The organism is Aerococcus christensenii (assembly GCF_001543105.1).
In the GTDB taxonomy this organism is placed as follows: Bacteria; Bacillota; Bacilli; order Lactobacillales; family Aerococcaceae; genus Aerococcus; species Aerococcus christensenii.
This window is the reverse complement of sequence record NZ_CP014159.1, coordinates 1,549,602-1,567,587: the sequence shown is the minus strand read 5'-3', so window position 1 is coordinate 1,567,587 and position 17,986 is coordinate 1,549,602. Positions and strand designations below refer to the sequence as shown.

The window sequence follows — 17,986 nt, the reverse complement described above, 5'->3', positions numbered from 1 at the left end:
ATAATTATTATGGATGAGTTAATGCAAGAAATCTTAATTCCTGCAGATGAACTACAAGCTCGGATTAAAGAATTGGGAAAAGAGCTTGCCATTGAATATAAGGACAAAAATCCTTTATTAGTTTGTATTTTAAAAGGAGGCATGCCTTTTATGGCTGACCTCATGAAGAATATGGATATCTTATTAGAAATTGATTTCATGGATGTATCTTCTTATGGAGATGCCTTTGAATCAAGTGGAGAGGTGAAAATTGTAAAAGATCTTTCTGAATCTGTTAAAGGGCGCCATGTTTTATTTGTAGAAGATATTATCGATACAGGACGAACCTTATCTTACTTATATGAGGTGCTCACAGCACGAAAAGCTGCCTCGATTAAAACTGTTTCCTTATTGAATAAACCTAGTCATCGTGTCAATAATTTTCAAGCGAATTGGGTAGGCTTTGAAATTCCTGATAAATTTGTTGTAGGCTATGGATTAGACTTTAAGGGACAGCTGCGCAATTATCCTCAAATAGGAGTCTTAAAACCCGAAGTTTATGCCTAGTTCAGAGAATTGAAAGATAAAGGACTTGCAATTCTGACCTGTTCCAGTATAATAATCTAGTAAACACGAATCTTATTCAATATATAAAATAAAAAGTTCGGGTTTAAAAAAGATCAAAGAGATTAGAGGTTCATTATGATTGATGCCATTGAAGAAGTTTTGATTAGTCAGGATGCTATTGAGAAAAAGGTCGCTGAATTAGGACAAACATTATCCCAAGAATATGCAGGGAGAAAACCTTTATTAGTAGGAATTTTAAAGGGAGCTTGTCCTTATTTTATGGATATTATTCGGCATATGCCTATTCCACTCGAAATTGATTTTATGGAAGTTTCTTCTTACGGAGAAGCGACAAATTCATCTGGACAAATCAAGATAATAAAAGATATCACAAAAGATGTGAAGGGAAGAGATATCTTATTTGTAGAAGATATCATAGATACTGGTCAAACCTTGAAGGAACTCCACGCTTTAATGTTAAAGCGTCACGCCGCTTCAGTAAAAACGACGGCTTTATTAAATAAACAAGATCGGCGGATAGTTGATTTTCAAGCAGACTATGTTGGCTTTGAGATTCCTAATGTATTTGTGGTGGGATATGGTATGGATTTCAATGAACAATACCGAAACTTACCTTATATTGGGGTCTTGAAACCTAAATGTTATCAATAACAAGCACATTTTCCAAAGGCACTAAAAGGCTTGCATACAAGTTCCTTTCAGTGCTTTTTATGTAAAGTAAGGAGTGGTTTTGAGTGGATTATATAAAAGATCAAATTAAAAAAGGAGCACGAATTTTAGAGATAGCTATTTCTGTATTAGTTATTGTTGGTGTTTTAATTGGTTTGTTGGAATTTCCAGAGTATTTTACATTGATAGGAAAGGCCAATACACTGGATACCTATGAAGTGTTTCAGAGATTTTTAGGTTACGCTCTTTTGTTAATTGTGGGGGTAGAATTAGTTCTGATGATTTTATATCATTCCACCCAAGCAATTCTAGAATTGATTCTTTTTGTCATTTCGCGTAAAATGTTGATTCATGCTAGTACAATGTTTGAAGTATTTTTAGGGACTTTGTCTATAGGAATCATTTTCTTAATTGTTCTTATTATGAGGTTCATGAAGCAAGGCAGAAAAAAAGATCTTAACATAAAGGAATAATAGATTCATCAGACAAGTATGAAGTGATCTTTAGATATTTATAAAGAGAATTTTTCATATAAAAAGGTATTGGTCTCCATAAACAAAGGGTGAGACGTTATATTGTATATAAGGAAAAGATATTCGAATTCTTTCGTTCGAATATCTTTTTTTATACGGTGGCTGGTTTAAGATGAAATTTTGATTTTGGGTATTCTTTATAAATTTGCTATTGAAAGCTTTTATTTTGAGTTTTTTTTTTTTTTTTAATGTAATATTGTGAAAGAGAACCGTATTCATTTATAAGGAGGTATTATTATGAAAGTTAAAACCTTAAAGAATCTCTCACTTTTTGTCACCACAGGGGCACTTCTTTTCGCAACAGATGCCTACCTCAGTCAAGCCCAAGCGGCAATGGAATGGATAGAAATGAATTCTTCTAGTCAAGAGGGGGTCGGCAAATTACACTGCGGAAAAGAAAAAGATGGGATTTGCTACAATCCCTCCCAGTATCAATTAATTAATAAAGATGGTACGCAAACTATGACATCTATTTATTACCTTATTTTACCTGAAAAGGAAAATGCTAAGGGAAAAAATTTGAAGAAAGCTCTCGGAAATAGTGTTGCTCTTGACATGAATGCTTTAAAAAATGGAAAGTACAAATTATATGTTACAGATGGGCGTTCAATTTCTTCCAATAAGCTTTTTATTTTTAAATTTTCAGTCGACCATCCTAATCCTATTCGCAATATTGCTATTCAAGTTGTCAATGGACAGCCTGTTCTTCATGTAACCTATATGAATGACAAAGAGGAAAACATTTCTTTAGACGCTTTGAAAGGCCTTAAGGGGGACCCGGGCCTACAAGGGCCTAAAGGCGACAAGGGGGATCCGGGCCTAAAAGGGCCTAAGGGCGACAAGGGGGACCCGGGCCTAAAAGGGCCTAAGGGCGACAAGGGGGACCCGGGCCTAAAAGGGCCTAAAGGCGACAAGGGGGATCCGGGCCTAAAAGGACCTAAGGGCGACAAGGGAGATCCGGGCCTACAAGGACCTAAGGGCGACAAGGGAGATCTGGGAGTACAGGTCCCTAATCCAAGTCTACCGCTGCCAAGCAAGGTTGCAGACTCTCAAGGAAAGAACGAATTATCAATTTCTATTAAATCAAAGAAAAAAGATTTAAAAGTAAGCACAGCAAAGAGGAATTCTGAGGCTAAAATAGATCAAAAGCTAACAAGATTTAATAAAAATCAGAAATCTCAAGAAAACGAAAGTGGTCAAAGCTCTAAAACTGAGCAAGCTAACAAAGGGGAACAAGGGAAAGTTTTACCTCAAACTGGTATCGTAGAGCAGTCATCGCTTTTGGAAGGTCTAGGGCTACTCATCAGTTCAGTAGGTGGCTATACTGTTTTCAAAAAGAGAAAGTAAGATATAGGAAGGAGCAAAAAGTGATGACTTTTTTAGTCATCAAGAAGCGCATAAGGCCATATTTTTCATGAATAAAGCCTTCTTTCCAAACTTTTTATAGAGTTTTTAAAAGGCATTTGATGTTCCTTTCTGATAAGGTTTAAGATAATAGCATTAAAAGTGGGCTTGTTCAATACTGAGTAAACTTGATAATATTTGATATTCTCGACCTCTGTTAATTTCCCTTTCGTGGGAATCGCTTTTCTCAGTTGTTCCGTTTTTATTTGCTAAGGCACTATGTCATTATCATTTGCTAATGACAACCTGAGTGTTATCAAGGAATAAGTGATTGACTACTTCAAAAAAGAAAAAATTCTCTTTTGAAGTAGTTTTATTTAGACTATTTTTTTAAGTAGATATTTTGTATTTAGCTTGTGTAATTTCGAATTATTTTCTATAATGATTGTGTTTATTAATTAAACGAGTACTTATAGAAGAGGAAGGAGAATAATGAAGTTGAAAAAATTCATGAAAACCATTGGTGTAATTTTTGGTGTATTGCTACTCAGTGTTACTTTATTTGCTTGTGGGAAATCATCTAATGCCGTTAAGCCTTACCGAATTGGTGTTCTTCGGATTAATGATAATATTCCACTTTATGTGGGAGAAGCAGAAGACTTCTTTAAAAAGGAAGGAGTTCCTATCGAAATTGTTGAGTTTAATAGTACGGTTGATCAACAAAATGCCATGGAAGCTGGGGAACTCGATGGCGTAACGACGGACTTAATTGTAGGGGCTCTATTCAAAAAAGGAAATTGTGATGTGAGAGCAGTTGCCACATGTTTGGGAGCTACTCAAGAAGAAGGACGTTTTTTAGTGGTTTCTTCACCAAAGAGTAACCTTGTAGATCCTAAAGATTTACCTCATAAACCATTAGCAATTGCTGAAAATACTATGATGGAATACCTTGTGGATCAATATAGCAAGGAATTAGGAATGGATCCTAAAGATCTTCAAAAGGTTCAATTTCCAAAATTATTGCTTCGTTTAGAGTCTGTACTTGCTGGTAAAGATATTCAAGCGGCTATTTTGCCGGATCCTTTGGCTGAAATTGCTGTGAAAAATGGAGCACACGTTTTAATTGACGATACGAAATTAAAAGAAAATTATTCACAATCTGTTCTATTATTATCTGAAAAGAGAATTAAGGAAGACAAAGAAGGCGTTCATAAATTTTTAACTGCTTATCAAAAAGCAGAAAAAGCTTTGAATGAAAATCCGGATAAATATAAAGATTTAGCAATTGAAAAAGCGAATATTCCTTCTCAATTAGCTAATGATTATAAAGTGCCTCACTTTACACCACAAGCATTGCCTAGCGAAAAAGATGTTGAGCGTATTATGAATTGGATGCTTGAAAAGAAATTGCTTGATAAACCTTATTCTTATGAGGAAATGGTTTATAATGGCTTCTAATTCACACCCTCTTTTAGAAGCTAAGAATGTAAGTGTCAAGTATCCAGGAGCTTCTCAGTCAATCTTTTCCCATATCAATTTAACTGTTCATTCTGGTCAACATATTTCCTTAATGGGAGCATCTGGGAGTGGGAAGTCTACCTTTTTACGTCTAGTCTGTGGCCTTCAACGCCCCACAGAGGGAACTATCTATTTTGAAGGAAAAGAACTGATAGAGCCTACACGTGAAATTGGTATTTCTTTTCAGAATAATAGTTTGTTTCCTTGGAAAACTGTAAAAGAGAATATTTTATTACCTAAAAAATTAGCGAAAGAAGAAGTATCAGCTGAAGATTTAGAGTGGGTCATCCACCAAATGGAGATTGAAAATATTATGAACCGTTATCCACTCACTTTATCAGGCGGACAGATTCAGCGGGTATCTTTGGCTAGAAGTATCTTACAAAAGCCAAAATTATTGCTACTAGATGAACCTTTCTCAGCTTTGGACAGTACCACTAGCCGAAATTGCCAAAGTTTGTTAGAGGAGGCCTTGATGAAGAAATCTATTGCCTTAATTCTTGTGACGCATTCGGAGGAACAAGCCTTTCGTTTTGGAGAACAAATTATTGAATTTAATAAAGATGAAAGTGGGGGAATCACTTATGTTCGCAAAAATTAAAAAAAGGCTCAAAAAATCTTTTCCTCTACTTCTTACTTTAGTGGTTTGTTTTTTTGTTTGGGATTTCTTTGCTTGGCTGATTGATAAGCCGATTTTGCCTCGGCCTATTATTGTACTCCGTCATTTTAAGGTGCTTTGGAAATCAGGCGCTATGCTTCCTCATATTTTTTCGAGTATTTATCGCTTAATTATTAGTGTTATGATTGCTTTGCTTGTTTCTTTGCCGGTAGGGTTAGTCTGCGGCAGGAAACAGAAGGTAGATAAATATTTTTCACCTTTTCTGTATTTAGGGTATTCTTTACCCAAAGTACTTTTTCTGCCCATTATCTTAATCTTTTTAGGATTAGGAGACTCTTCTAAAATTTGCTTATTATCAACAGCTTTATTTTTTCATTTTTCACTGTTGATTCGAGATGCGGCTAAGTCTATTCCTAATAATCAAACGCAGTTAATGAAAAGTTTACAAGCTACTCCTTGGCAAACTTTTCACCATCTTTTATGGCCAGCTTGTCTCCCTACGATCGTGTCCGCCTTACGGACAAGCTTGGGGATGTCACTTGCTTTGTTATTCATAGCAGAAACCTTTGCAGCGCGCTCTGGATTAGGTTACTATATTATGAATGCTATGGAGACTCGAAACTATGATACGATGTATGCAGCCATGATTACTTTAGGGATTATCGGAATGATCGGATATCTTTTATTGGATCTTCTTGAAAATTGGGCGTGCTCATGGAAAATTACGCAACATGTGGATTCCTAATCAGTCAAAGACTGAAAAAATGATTTTGTGAATGAGAAACGTATCTTTTGTAATATTAAAAGTAAATATTTCAAAAAAGAAAGCCGACTGTCAGAAGTGCTAATCTCTGATGGTCGGCTTTTTGGTTAGAGTGAAATTATATCAAAATAGAGACTCAAGAATAACCCCTTCATTTCCAAAAAAATAAGTATTTCATGCCTTTCCAACTGTTTTCTAAATATTTTTAGCAATATCATCGGCAGAAAGATGGCGGGTTTTGGTAATAATTTGAGCGATTTGCTCAATGGGTTCTTCTCCGCCTTTCTTTATCCAGAGTTGAATGATTCCCATAATGCCAGAAATCAAAATTTCTTGCGCATAATCAGAAGGAAGGGTGTTCTCATACTGCCAGATATTAGGAAAAGATCGAATCTTTTTTTCAAAAACAAGGATCAGTACCTGCTTAAAACGCGTGACAAACATTGGATCGCCATTAGGACTAGCCAAAGCATGGATGAAAGGAAAATCATTCTTGACATAGGCAAGAGCATTGTATACCGATTGATAGGGAAAAAGGGTTGGTTCAGTTGTATTACTGAGCTGGTCTTCATCTAATAGAATTACCTCCAGATCTTCAATAATGTTGTCCTCTAGCTTTTTTAAGAGATCGTATTTGTCAACGTAATGGAGGTAAAAAGTTCCCCGATTGATATCTGCTAATCTGGAAATGTCACTGACCGTTAAGGCATCCATCCCCTTATCAATTAGCAATTGGCAAAAGGCATTTTTTATTTTTTCTTTGGTTAAGGTGTTTCGTTGTTTAGTCATGGCTTCTCCTTTGAGTCGTTGAATTTAGAAACGTTTTGTACAAAATTAACAGTTCACTTTAAATTGTGTATTGTAAGACTTCCCTAATCAGTTTATACTAACAAGCGTTAAAAAATCAACACGTTGTTTATTTAAGGAGTGAAATCAATGGCATATATTGAAATGATTGATTCATGCAAAAGTTACCAAATGGGAGAAACACAGATTTTAGCCAATAATAAGGTAAGTTTTGAAGTGGAAAAGGGGGAATTAGCCATCATTTTAGGAACCTCTGGAGCCGGCAAATCAACCGTTTTAAATATTCTCGGAGGAATGGACGTCAATGATTCTGGAAAAGTTATTATTGATGGGAAAGATATTTCCAAAGCTAGCAAAAAACAATTAACCCAATATCGGCGTGAAGAGGTCGGGTTTGTTTTCCAATTTTATAACCTTATTCCTAATTTAACGGCGAAAGAAAATGTAGAACTCGCTTCTGAAATTGTGAATGAAGCAGAAGATGCAGAGCAGACACTGATTAAAGTGGGTCTCAAAAACCGGATGAATAATTATCCTGCCCAACTCTCTGGGGGGGAACAACAGCGAGTAGCAATTGCCAGAGCAGTGGCCAAACGTCCAAAGATTCTTCTATGTGACGAACCGACTGGAGCTTTGGACTATCAAACTGGAAAGCAGGTTCTCAAAATTTTGCAAGATATGAGTCGAAAAAATGGGGCAACGGTAGTTATTGTGACTCATAATGCAGCACTTGCTCCCATTGCGGATCGAGTGATTCATATGCATGATGCCAGAGTGAAATCCATAGACCTGAATGCTCATCCGAAAGATATTCAATCGATTGAATGGTAGGCGAATAGAATGTTCAAAAATAAAATGTTTTGGAAAGATATTTTCTCTTCAATTCGTCACTCGAAGGGAAGATTTTTATCGATTTTTAGTTTAATGCTGTTAGGGGCCTTCGTATTAGTTGGTTTGGGGGTTACTGGCCCAGATATGCGTCAGACCGGTTGGAATTATTTTCAGCAATTAAATGCTGCGGACCTCACGCTGATTGCAGATAAGGGGATTGATCAGGAGGATGTTTTCCTTTTAAATCAAGCAGGTGGTCTCCAACATATTGAATATGGGTACCTCAAGGATGTCACTTTTGAAGGAAAACAAGACAGCATCCGTCTCTTTTCAAAAGGAGATAAGGTTTCAGATTATGAGGTGACAGAAGGTAGACTGCCTCAAAATGATCAAGAGATTGCTTTAGACGCTAAATTTAAAGACCAGTATACGATCGGGGAAACCCTTCGTTTCGATGAAAAAGAAGATATCGCCGGGAGGAAAGTTTTAAAGCAGCATCACTTTCAATTAGTGGGTTTTGTTCGATCGACAGAGATTATTTCTGATGTTAATCAGGGGATCTCTATGGCGGGGACAGGCTCCTTAAAGGGATATGGTGTTCTCAGTGAAGAAGCTTTTGATTCAGATATTTATATGATTGCTCGTTTGAAATTTGAGGACTTATCTACCTTAGATCCCGCTTCTAAAACTTACGAAGAGCGTTTGGACCAACACAAAGAAAAGTTAGAGGATCTCTTAAAATCTCAGCCTTTCCATCGTTTAGAAGCGATCCAGAAAGAAGCCAATGAAAAAATTGATTCTCATCAAGACCAATTGAATGAAAAGAAAGCAGAACTTAAAAGCAAACAAGATGCTTTGCGGCAAGGCCGGTTGACCTTAGATAACTATCATAGAAAATTGGCAGAAGGCCAAAATGAATTGGCAGCTAAGCTCTCTCAAGCCAACCAACAATTTACGGTGGCTGAAGGTGAACTTCAATCAGGAAGTCAAAGGCTCGATCAAAAACAAGGTCTCTTCTCACAAGCAGAAGATATGTTCAATCAAAAGAAAGAAGCCTTTAATGCCAGTTGGGCGCAGTGTCAGGACGCAAAGAAACGATTAGAAGCCGCTCATCTTCCTATTCCAGAAGATCTAACGACCAAAGAAAACCAACTTCTCGGCATGCAGAAGATTTTAAACGAGAAGGAAGAAGAATTGGCTCAAAAGAGGGCCCTATTGCAAGACGCTTCTCAACAACTCGATGATAAAACTGAAGAATATCGGCAAGCCCAAGCAGCTTATCAATCCCAAAAAAGAAATGGCGAGAGTCAACTCGCCAGTGCTGAAAAGGAACTTGCGCAAAAAGAGCAAGACTATCAAGCAAAGAAGAAAGAATTTGATGAAAAGGTAGAAGATGCTAAGCAAACCATAGAAGACAAGCAAAAGGAAATTGATGACTTTAGAGCGCTTATCGATCATATGAGCTTGCCAAAATATTATCTCTATAACAGAAAAGAAATCCCTGGTGGAGAAGGATATAAGATTTATTATATTGTGTCGAACGTGATCGACGCCCTAGCCAAAGTCTTTCCTATCTTCCTCTACTTTGTTGCGGCTTTAGTGACCTTAACGACGATGACGCGTTTCGTTGAAGAAGAGCGAATTAAAACGGGGACCCTCAAAGCTTTGGGCTATGAAGACAAAGACATTTTGAAGAAATTCACCTTTTACGGGATTGCCTCCAGTCTTTCTGGAACCGTGGTAGGGATTATCTTAGGACATACCTTACTTCCTTATATCGTTTATAATGCTTATCGCACGGGCTTTGCTCTACCTGCTATTGAATATCATTTTCATTGGAAAATCTCGTTGGTGGCTTTAGTTCTCGCTATGGCTAGTGCAGTTATCCCTGCTTATTTTGTGGGAAGAGAAGAATTGACGGAAAGACCCGCTCAATTGCTCCTCCCGAAAGTGCCAAGTGGTGGGTCACGAATTATGTTAGAGAGAATCCCCTTCTTGTGGAAGAGGATGAGCTTTACCCACAAAGTCACGGCTAGAAATTTGTTCCGGTATAAAAAGCGGATGTTTATGACGATCTTCGGGGTTGCAGGCTCTATCGCTATGTTATTTACAGGTTATGCGGTCCAATCCTCTATTGCAAACATTAACCAGCGTCAATTTACCCAGCTGTTAAAGTATGATTTGATTGTTGCTGAGAATGATTATGTGAGAGACAAGGATCGAGAAGACTTAGACAATCGCTTGAAAAATGAATCTATTGCTGGACATACGTCTATTCACTATGAAGACTTGCATCAGAAAACATTAGATAAGCAAGAAAAACAAGACATTAAACTATTAGTTCCAACACAAGCTGATCTTTCGGATTATGTCTGTCTACAAAATCGCTCGACGGGAGAGAAAATAGACTTAAGTGATGAGGGAATTGTGATCTCAGAACGCTTGGCCCATGCTTTAAATGCCAAAGTAGGGGATACGGTGACCTTTGAAGAAGACGATAAACATTCGTTTGAAGCCAAGGTTACAGGGATTACGGAGATGTATATGGGACACTTTGTGTTCACAACGCCAAAAGGCTATGAACAAATGGTCGGTAAAGACATGGATGAAAATGCGCATTGGGTCCAATTAAAAGATCGGTCCATAGCAAATACAGAATCCACGGCAGCTTATTTTATGGAGTCTTCTGCTGTAAGTGGTGTGATTCAAAATACGATGCTTATCAATCAAGTTCAAACCATCGTTGAAGCGTTGGATAAAATTATGACCGTCTTGATCATTATTGCTTCCTTATTAGGGATTGTTATCTTGTATAACCTCACCAATCTGAATGTTGCTGAACGGATCCGAGAGCTGTCTACGATTAAGGTCTTAGGCTTCTACGATAAGGAAGTGACCCTCTATATCTATAGAGAGACTTTCTTACTGACGATTATCGGAATATTTGTGGGATATGGTATAGGAGAACTCCTTCATCGCTATATATTAGAAGTGGTTCCACCTGCAGATGTCATGTTTGATCCTGCACTCAAATTCAAGACCTTCCTCGTTCCTGCCTTCATTATTTTAGTGGTCACGGCTATATTGGCGGAAATCATTCATCAAAAATTAAAAGTGATCGATATGCTAGAAGCCTTGAAGTCGGTTGAATAGGTAAGGGGAAATTCTCTAGAAGTAAAAAGGGACAAGGAAAAGGCTAATGAATGTCTTTTCCTTGTCCCTTTTTGTTAGGAGGAGTGGGTGAGGAGTAGTAGGGATATTCTTCTTTATAAACTTGTGAATCTGCCCTAGCGCCGATAATGATGACTAAGAGCTGATATTCATGGCGTTCAAGACGATAGATGATTCTAAGCCCGGAACGTTTGAGTTTGACCTTCATGAGACCGGTGAGCTTGGTTTGAAATCGATTAGCAAGTGGTTTGCCATAGCCACCTTCTTGTTGTGGTAATGGGTTTAATAAAATTCGCTTTAAGGCTTTATCAACGAGAATTCTTTGCGATCCGTCAAGCTTTTGATAGTCATTGAGGGCTTCTTTGATAAAAGCTAGTTTGTAACTCATTCAAATTCACTCTCATCTAGAGGGTCAATATTTTCAAAATCAATAGAAAAAGTTTGTTCAAAGTCTTTTTGAGAAATGATGTTGTCTTGTTTTAGATCTCCTAAGCGTTGATTGGCAAGTAAAATGTCCTTAACATCTTCTAATTCATCCATGAGTTTGAGATAATCATTTGGAGAAATAAGAACACATTCAGGTGTGTTATTTTTTAAAACGACTTTTGCACCATTAGCCTTAACATCGTTAAAAATTCGTCCAGCAAATCCACGGTTAAATTCAGTAATGGATATGGTTTGATTAGTAATTTCTTTGACTAAATTCATAAATCTCACCTCACAATGATTATAGCACAGGACTGCAAAAATAACGATAAAAATAGCGATAAATTTAAAGAGAAATAGAAAGTAAAAAAAGAGTATGCCCGTTTTACATAGAAAATACGAAATGATTTTTCGACTTCTGATAAAAAATCGTCCGAAAGTCTTTCTACTTGTTTTTGTGATAAGCTTTTCTTCATTTTCTAGGATTGTATAAACTTTTATTTTATGCTAAAATTTAGTTACTTACTTGAGATTCGGGGTGCCTTATGGCTGAGAGTATACCCGTGGAACCTGATCAATCCAGTTGCGGAGGGAAATCTAGAAAAAGTGATAAGGCGAATTCATTTTGAATGTCAAGAAGAATTTAGTCTTATTTTTTTTGGAGGAAAAAATGAAAGCACTTATAAAAGATTTTATTCAGCATCCTGAGAAAAAAGAAAAGTTTGATGAAGTTGCTCTAGAACTTTTTGATTATCTCTATCACCATAATTTAGCTTACCAAAAATTTTGTCAAAGACGCGGCATTGGGGTTCGGCAAGTTAGAACCTGGAAGGATATTCCAGCAGTGTCGACAGACGCCTTTAAGACGAATTTTTTAAGTGCAACTCCTAAAGAAGACTGCTCACGTATTTTTATGACGAGTGGAACAACGACAGGAATTAGCGGGAAGCATTATCACAAAGATGTTGAAATTTATGATTTGTCAGCGAAAACAGGGTTCAGACAATTTGTGACCAGTGAAAAATTACCGATGGCTATTCTGTTTCCAGACGAACAAGAGATGCCGAACTCGTCCTTAGCACATTATCTAAAGATTTTAAGAAAGGATGGGCAAGAAGATTCCAAACACTTCATCACGGAAAAGGGGTTGGAGATAGAAGCCTTCAAAGAGTGGTTAGGTCGTCACAAGGATCATCCCGTTATTATTTTGGGAGCTAGCTATAGTTTTGTTCATTTATTTGAAGGATTGCAGGAAGGGGAAAGTTTGCCTATTCATCCAGACAGCTTATTGTTTGATACAGGCGGATTTAAGAATTTTTCCAAGGCGTATTCTTTAGAAGACTTCTATCAAAAATTACTAACGATTTTTCCAGTTCAAACGGCGCCTATCAATATGTATGGCATGACGGAATTGTCTACAGAATATTATACGCATGTCGAAAAAGGCAAAGTGCAAATTAAGAAGGGCCCTCATTGGATAAGATTTAAGGTGATCGATCCCTTAAATGGAGAAGAAGTTCAATCGGGGCAAGTGGGGATCTTAGTTCATGTGGATCTAGCCAATGTTAATTCTGTACCAGCTATTCAAACAGGAGATTTAGCAATTGATCGTGGCGATGGGTTTGAATTAATAGGACGTCAAAAAGGAGCGGGAGCTAAGGGATGTTCTTTATCCGCAAAAGAATGGTTAGAGGATCATCATGAGTAGGGAATATTGCGGTTACCTCCCGCCAATAGCAAACGATTTAGATATTCCATCCCGTTATATCGAATTTGAGGACCTTCAAATAGAAATTCCTTTTCCAACCAGTCAACAATTAAAAGAATTAATCCAGCGTATGAAGGCAGAAACGACTTCCATTAGTCTAGAAGAAACTATCCATGCGATTGACCAAGCGGTTGCTTGCTTGCTGGATCGAACCTATCCTCTGAGGCAAAAAATAGAGGAACTCCTGCCTCAAGTAACAGGATATGATTCAGAAATGCTTCGGTTAGGATTGACGCATTTTTTGATGAATTTCCGGCGGCATGAGTTACAAAGGTGGTTGGCGGAAGATTTTGAACAGCCTATGATATTAGAAGAGTTTGTTCCTCGCTATCATGGAGGATTTAGTAGAGCTTTTGGGCCAACTTTATGTGCGAATATTTGGGCTGGCAATGTCCCAGCGCTTCCTTTGTGGAGTTTAGTTGCCACTCTCTTAGTGAAAGGGCGGCTTATTGGTAAAGTTTCTTCGAGTGAACCGAGTTTTATTGGGCTCTTTTGTCAATTGTTGGTGCAGATTGAACCGAAATTTGCGAATAAAATAGCCATTATTTCTTGGCAAGGAGGAGACAAAGAGAGAGAGGAAGCGCTTATTAAAGCAGCAGACTATGTCATTGCTTATGGCAATGAAAGGACAATGTCTGCCATTCAAGAGAAAATCACGCCAACAAGTCATTTTATTGCTTTCGGCAATAAACTCAGTTATGGCCTTATTCATCATGACATTTTAGATAGTCAAAAATCTGATCAATTAGTGCATGAAGCTGCCAAATCTATTGTCTATTATGATCAACAAGGCTGCTATTCCCCTCAGATTTATTTTGTAGAAAAGGGGGGACTTATTTCCCCAAGAGAATGGGCCATGATGCTATCTGGAGAATTGAAGGCTTATCAAACAAGATATCCTGTTGGCAAATTATCTCTGGATGAAGCTTATGAACGTGCTCAATGGAAAGAAGAGAAAGAGTGGCAAGGAGACATAGAAATATTCCCTGTAAAATCCTCTGCATGGTTAGTGACTTATAGCGAAAAATTAGACTTTACGCCTTCTCCTCTTTCTCGGGTGATTCAAGTGATCGCTGTAGAGAATTGGCAATCAATTGCACGTGTATTAGACAATAAAGCTTCTATTTTACAAACTGTGGGAATTGCTGCGCCGACAAAAGACTTATTTCAGATGGCTAATTTCTTTGGAAAATTTGGAGTGAGTCGTTTGACCAGTTTGCAAACGATGACGCAAGTTCATCCCGGATGGAATTCAGACGGACATGCGCTATTAAAAGAGTTAGTTCGCCTCGTTGATATTGATCAAAATGTTTTGTTGGATTCTGAGCGATGGAATTCCTATAAAGATTAGGAGGTGGATTTGTGGAATTAGTATTAGAAGATATTTCTTATCACTATCCAGAACAGGAAAAAATGATTTTAGACCATGTGAACTGGAAACTTCCTCCTAATGAACTGCATTGTTGGTTAGGAAAAAGTGGATGTGGTAAAACAACTTTATTACAAATTGTAGCGGGTTTAATTTCTCCAACCTCAGGAAATATGCATTATCAAGATAGGCCAACGGATGAAACGGTTTCGCCTATTGGTTTTGTTTTTCAAACCCCTAATTTATTAAATTGGAAAACCGTATTAGAAAATGCATTACTTCCTATTTCTCTTCATCGAAAGGTTCAACCCTCAGAAATAGAAAAGGCCAAGCATCTATTGAAGTTGCTTCAAATTGATGATTTAGAAGATCGTCTACCTGAAACTTTATCAGGTGGGCAGAGAAGCAGAGTCAGTATTGCACGTGCTTTAATGATGAATCCCAAATTACTGTTATTAGATGAACCTTTTTCTGCTTTAGATTATATGACGCGTGAAGAACTTCAAATTCTCTTATTAAAGCTGAAAGAAAAGCAGAAAATGTCAATGATTTTTGTGACGCATGATATTACAGAAGCTGCTTTTCTAGCAGATCAAGTGGGAATTTTAAATCATCACCATTTTTCAAATTGTTTAAAAGGTCCTGAACGACAAGTTGATTTGTCCAATTGGCAAAATTCATCGACTTATCATGATTTTTGCAAAAAAATTCGACAAGAAATGGAGAACTAACATGAAAAAAAAGTGGCAAGCACATCTTTTTAGTTTGGGGTTGGGAATGGCTTTTTTAATTCTTTGGGAATTCATGGCAAAACAACTTTCTCCGTTAGTCTTGCCGACTCCCGTAGTTGTTTTCAAGAAGTTAATCCAAGGGTTTCGTTTGGGTTATTTTTATCCGCATATATTGACGACCTTGTTGGAAGTAGTTTTAGGATTAGGGTTAGGAGGTTTTTTAGGTTTATTTGTTGGGATTATGATAGGGGAGAGCGAATTTCTTAAACGTGTCTTTTCTTCATATATTATTATTTCGCAAGCTATTCCAAAAATTGCGATCGCCCCTTTGTTTATGTTGTGGTTTGGATATGGTATCTTGGCGAAAGTGGTCATTACTGCTCTGATTTGTTTTTTCCCTTTGATGGAAGCTACGGCTACGGCCATTCAGCAAGTAAGTAAGGATCAATTGTCACTCTTTAAAGTGATTAAGGCAACTCGTCTGCAGACCTTGTGGCACTTAAAATTACCATCCGGACTACCTACGATTATGCAAGGGGTGCGAGTAGCTGTTATTAATTCGTTAGTGGGGGCAATCGTTGGTGAGTTTATCGGTGCCCATCGTGGCCTAGGTGCTTTAATTATTGCCTCAGAAGGAAAGATGGACACGGCGTTAATGTTTGCGGTTTTAGTTATTTTAGTGGTTATTGGTTTAGCTATGTATGGTTTAATTAATGCCATTGAAAATAAACTATGGTATAGAAGGAGTCAAAAACATGAAAATAAAAAATAAAAAACTATTCAGTCTGTTAAGTTTATTTGTTTTGTTTGTGTTGAGTTTGGAAACTTTATCAGCTTGTCAAAAAGCTAAAGTTGCTCAAAAAAACGTGACTTTAGCGAATTGGAGCCAATTAATTGTAGAGCAAACGAATTTATTAGCTGAAGAGAAAAGGGGCTTTTTTAAGGAAAAGGGAATTGACTTAAAAATAATTCCTGGTAAAGGTGGACAAGATGCTCTAAAGAATATGTTAGCTGATAAAGCGGACGTTGCCTTAAGCGATCCTGGTGCTGTATATAGCGCTTTAGCTCAGGGTGAAGATTTGGTTATCCTCTATACCGTTTATCCTCAAAATGTCTTCAATGTGATCACCAAGGATGAAAAGATCCAATTTCCTAAAGATTTAAAGGGCAAAAAAATTGGGATCTATAGTCGAGCAAGTGGTACCTATCAAAACTTACTCGTGCTCTTGCATCAAGCAGGAATTTCAGAAAAAGATGTAGAACTATTAGAAGTAGGGATTTCTAATTTTGGACCTTTGCTTCAAGGTCATGTCGATGCAACCGCTGCAACAGATACTGCGCTTGCTTCAGCAAAAAATGCAGGCTTAACCGATGCTAAAATCTTTAATGTCAAAGATTCTTTAAATATTCCAAGTGACTTCTTTGTTATGAAACGTTCAACTTATGAAAAAAATAAAGAACTCTATAAGAATTTTGTGAAAGCTTATGAAAAAAGTGCGCAATGGATGATGGATCATCCTGATGAAGCGGTAGAAGTCGCTGCAGATAAAGCGATTGATGGCCAAGATAAAACCCTCGATAGAAAAATTATTGATTTGAGAAATAAATCAAGCTTATCAAATGACGGCAAACTTGGAGAAATGGACAAAGATTTGATCCAAAAAGGTGCAGATGCCTATTATCAATTAGGTTTGATTAAGAATAAATTAGATATGAATAAATTTATTATATCTATAGAAGATTAAACAGAGGAGTGAACGTTTTGCTAGCTAATCAAGTAATTCTAATCAGTGGCTCTAGTCGAGGCATTGGAGCAGCTCTTGCAAGGGGATTTGCTAAAGAAAAGTCATGCATCGTCATTAACTATAGATCTAATGATAAATGTGCAAAAGAAGTGGCAGATTATTGTCAAGCGGAAGGTGCTGAAGTGATCTTAGCTAAAGGAGATGTCACAACAGAAGAAGGCGTTAATAAGGTCGTGAATGAAGCTTTAGATAATTTTGGACACATAGATGTTTTAATTAATAATGTTTTTGCACCTTTTCAATTTAACGCCGAAAAAAGAAAAAAAGCTTGGCAAGTCCCTTGGGAGGATTATGCTTATCAACTTCAGGGCGGTTTAAAAGCCACTTGTTTGCTTACACAAGCGGTTCTACCAAGTATGATGGCCAACAGTTCAGGAAGCATTATCAATATGGTTTCTAATTTAGTGGCTGATCCAGTCGTCCCTTATACTGATTACATTGCTGCCAAGGCTAGTATTGTTGGCTATACGAAGAGCATGGCTAAAGATTTGGGAAGCATGGGAATTCGCATGAATGCTATCGCTCCGGGTCTTGTTTATCCAACAGATAGTACCTATGTCACCAAAGAATTGTTAAAAGAAAAACTGATAGCATCCACTGCACTCAAAAGAATCGTTCACGTCGAAGATATTGTAGGCCCAGCGCTCTTTTTAGCTTCTGATTGGAGTAGAATGATGACAGGTCAAGTTCTTTATGTAGATGGCGGTCTTGTTATGCAAGATTAGAATAATTATTTGTAAAAAGCGTTACATTAAATGGGACGATCTTTAGTATTTATTCAGACTGAAGATTGTCCTTATTTATTTCTGAAGTTGAATTTATCGATTAGCTGTTAAAATAGTCTGTGATAATTCATTAACTTATATGGAACGGATAACTAACTGTCTAATAAAATAAAGAATGATGTGAGTTTATTTATTTGTTGATGCGATCCTTTTAAGTGAAATATTTTAATAGCTAGCTAATTTTATTTCTTTTATTTAGAGTTACTTTTTTAGAATTTTTAGTTAACATAATAGATATAAGAAAAAGTCTGAAAGTGGTCAAGTATTTACTCCAGAGCAT

Annotated in this window: 18 protein-coding genes and 1 riboswitch; of the genes, 15 read left to right on the top strand and 3 right to left on the bottom strand. The window is 37.1% G+C overall.

Annotated elements, in window-relative coordinates; genetic code table 11:
• Positions 1-6 precede the first annotated feature (6 nt).
• From hpt (AWM71_RS07510) to AWM71_RS07480, 7 genes are all read left to right on the top strand, one after another.
• Complete coding sequence (gene hpt / locus AWM71_RS07510) at positions 7-546, top strand: hypoxanthine phosphoribosyltransferase (RefSeq protein WP_060777353.1); 540 nt, start codon at positions 7-9, stop codon at positions 544-546.
• A 135-nt stretch (positions 547-681) separates the two neighbouring features.
• On the top strand, positions 682-1,218 hold the full coding sequence (hpt, locus tag AWM71_RS07505; RefSeq protein ID WP_060777352.1) for a hypoxanthine phosphoribosyltransferase: 537 nt from the start codon (positions 682-684) through the stop codon (positions 1,216-1,218).
• Positions 1,219-1,301: 83 nt separating this feature from the next.
• On the top strand, positions 1,302-1,709 hold the full coding sequence (locus AWM71_RS07500) for a hypothetical protein (RefSeq protein WP_060777351.1): 408 nt from the start codon (positions 1,302-1,304) through the stop codon (positions 1,707-1,709).
• Between the two features lie 297 nt (positions 1,710-2,006).
• The gene (locus AWM71_RS07495) at positions 2,007-3,116 is read left to right on the top strand and encodes an LPXTG cell wall anchor domain-containing protein (RefSeq protein WP_060777350.1); all 1,110 of its coding nucleotides are present in this window, start codon (positions 2,007-2,009) and stop codon (positions 3,114-3,116) included.
• Positions 3,117-3,605: 489 nt separating this feature from the next.
• Complete coding sequence (locus AWM71_RS07490) at positions 3,606-4,571, top strand: ABC transporter substrate-binding protein (RefSeq protein ID WP_201783955.1); 966 nt, start codon at positions 3,606-3,608, stop codon at positions 4,569-4,571.
• On the top strand, positions 4,561-5,232 hold the full coding sequence (locus AWM71_RS07485) for an ABC transporter ATP-binding protein (RefSeq protein ID WP_060777349.1): 672 nt from the start codon (positions 4,561-4,563) through the stop codon (positions 5,230-5,232). Before AWM71_RS07490 ends, AWM71_RS07485 begins: the two co-directional genes overlap by 11 nt.
• A complete protein-coding gene (locus tag AWM71_RS07480; RefSeq protein ID WP_197415364.1) occupies positions 5,216-5,995 on the top strand; it encodes an ABC transporter permease in 780 nt (259 codons plus the stop codon). The genes AWM71_RS07485 and AWM71_RS07480 overlap by 17 nt, the downstream gene beginning before the upstream one ends.
• Positions 5,996-6,208: 213 nt before the next feature.
• Here the strand turns inward: AWM71_RS07480 and AWM71_RS07475 are convergent, their stop codons facing one another.
• Positions 6,209-6,802, bottom strand: coding sequence for a TetR/AcrR family transcriptional regulator (locus AWM71_RS07475; protein WP_060777348.1), 594 nt, complete (start codon positions 6,800-6,802; stop codon positions 6,209-6,211).
• A gap of 147 nt (positions 6,803-6,949) precedes the next feature.
• Between AWM71_RS07475 and AWM71_RS07470 the strand changes: the two genes are divergently transcribed.
• The gene (locus AWM71_RS07470) at positions 6,950-7,651 is read left to right on the top strand and encodes an ABC transporter ATP-binding protein (protein ID WP_060777347.1); all 702 of its coding nucleotides are present in this window, start codon (positions 6,950-6,952) and stop codon (positions 7,649-7,651) included.
• 9 nt (positions 7,652-7,660) lie between these two features.
• Complete coding sequence (locus AWM71_RS07465; RefSeq protein ID WP_060777346.1) at positions 7,661-10,804, top strand: ABC transporter permease; 3,144 nt, start codon at positions 7,661-7,663, stop codon at positions 10,802-10,804.
• A 43-nt stretch (positions 10,805-10,847) separates the two neighbouring features.
• On the opposite strand, the gene AWM71_RS07460 is transcribed toward AWM71_RS07465, so the two are convergent.
• Positions 10,848-11,210 (bottom strand): type II toxin-antitoxin system RelE family toxin, encoded by a 363-nt coding sequence (locus tag AWM71_RS07460; protein WP_236701126.1) that lies wholly within the window; start codon positions 11,208-11,210, stop codon positions 10,848-10,850.
• Entirely contained in the window at positions 11,207-11,530 is a 324-nt protein-coding gene (locus tag AWM71_RS07455) for a type II toxin-antitoxin system Phd/YefM family antitoxin (RefSeq protein ID WP_060777345.1), read from the bottom strand. Before AWM71_RS07455 ends, AWM71_RS07460 begins: the two co-directional genes overlap by 4 nt.
• A gap of 242 nt (positions 11,531-11,772) precedes the next feature.
• Positions 11,773-11,859: riboswitch (TPP riboswitch) on the top strand.
• Positions 11,860-11,918: 59 nt separating this feature from the next.
• Between AWM71_RS07455 and AWM71_RS07450 the strand changes: the two genes are divergently transcribed.
• From AWM71_RS07450 to AWM71_RS07425, 6 genes are read left to right on the top strand one after another with little or no spacing between them, the layout of a single operon-like run.
• The gene (locus AWM71_RS07450) at positions 11,919-12,956 is read left to right on the top strand and encodes a LuxE/PaaK family acyltransferase (RefSeq protein ID WP_060777344.1); all 1,038 of its coding nucleotides are present in this window, start codon (positions 11,919-11,921) and stop codon (positions 12,954-12,956) included.
• Positions 12,949-14,367 carry an acyl-CoA reductase gene (locus tag AWM71_RS07445; RefSeq protein ID WP_060777343.1) on the top strand — a complete coding sequence of 473 codons (1,419 nt, stop codon included), beginning with the start codon at positions 12,949-12,951 and terminating at the stop codon, positions 14,365-14,367. Before AWM71_RS07450 ends, AWM71_RS07445 begins: the two co-directional genes overlap by 8 nt.
• 11 nt (positions 14,368-14,378) lie before the next feature.
• Entirely contained in the window at positions 14,379-15,116 is a 738-nt protein-coding gene (locus AWM71_RS07440; protein ID WP_060777342.1) for an ATP-binding cassette domain-containing protein, read from the top strand.
• A gap of 1 nt (position 15,117) precedes the next feature.
• Entirely contained in the window at positions 15,118-15,888 is a 771-nt protein-coding gene (locus AWM71_RS07435) for an ABC transporter permease (protein ID WP_060777341.1), read from the top strand.
• A complete protein-coding gene (locus AWM71_RS07430; RefSeq protein ID WP_158320040.1) occupies positions 15,872-16,861 on the top strand; it encodes an ABC transporter substrate-binding protein in 990 nt (329 codons plus the stop codon). The genes AWM71_RS07435 and AWM71_RS07430 overlap by 17 nt, the downstream gene beginning before the upstream one ends.
• Before the next feature lie 17 nt (positions 16,862-16,878).
• The gene (locus AWM71_RS07425) at positions 16,879-17,646 is read left to right on the top strand and encodes an SDR family oxidoreductase (protein WP_060777339.1); all 768 of its coding nucleotides are present in this window, start codon (positions 16,879-16,881) and stop codon (positions 17,644-17,646) included.
• Positions 17,647-17,986 lie beyond the last annotated feature (340 nt).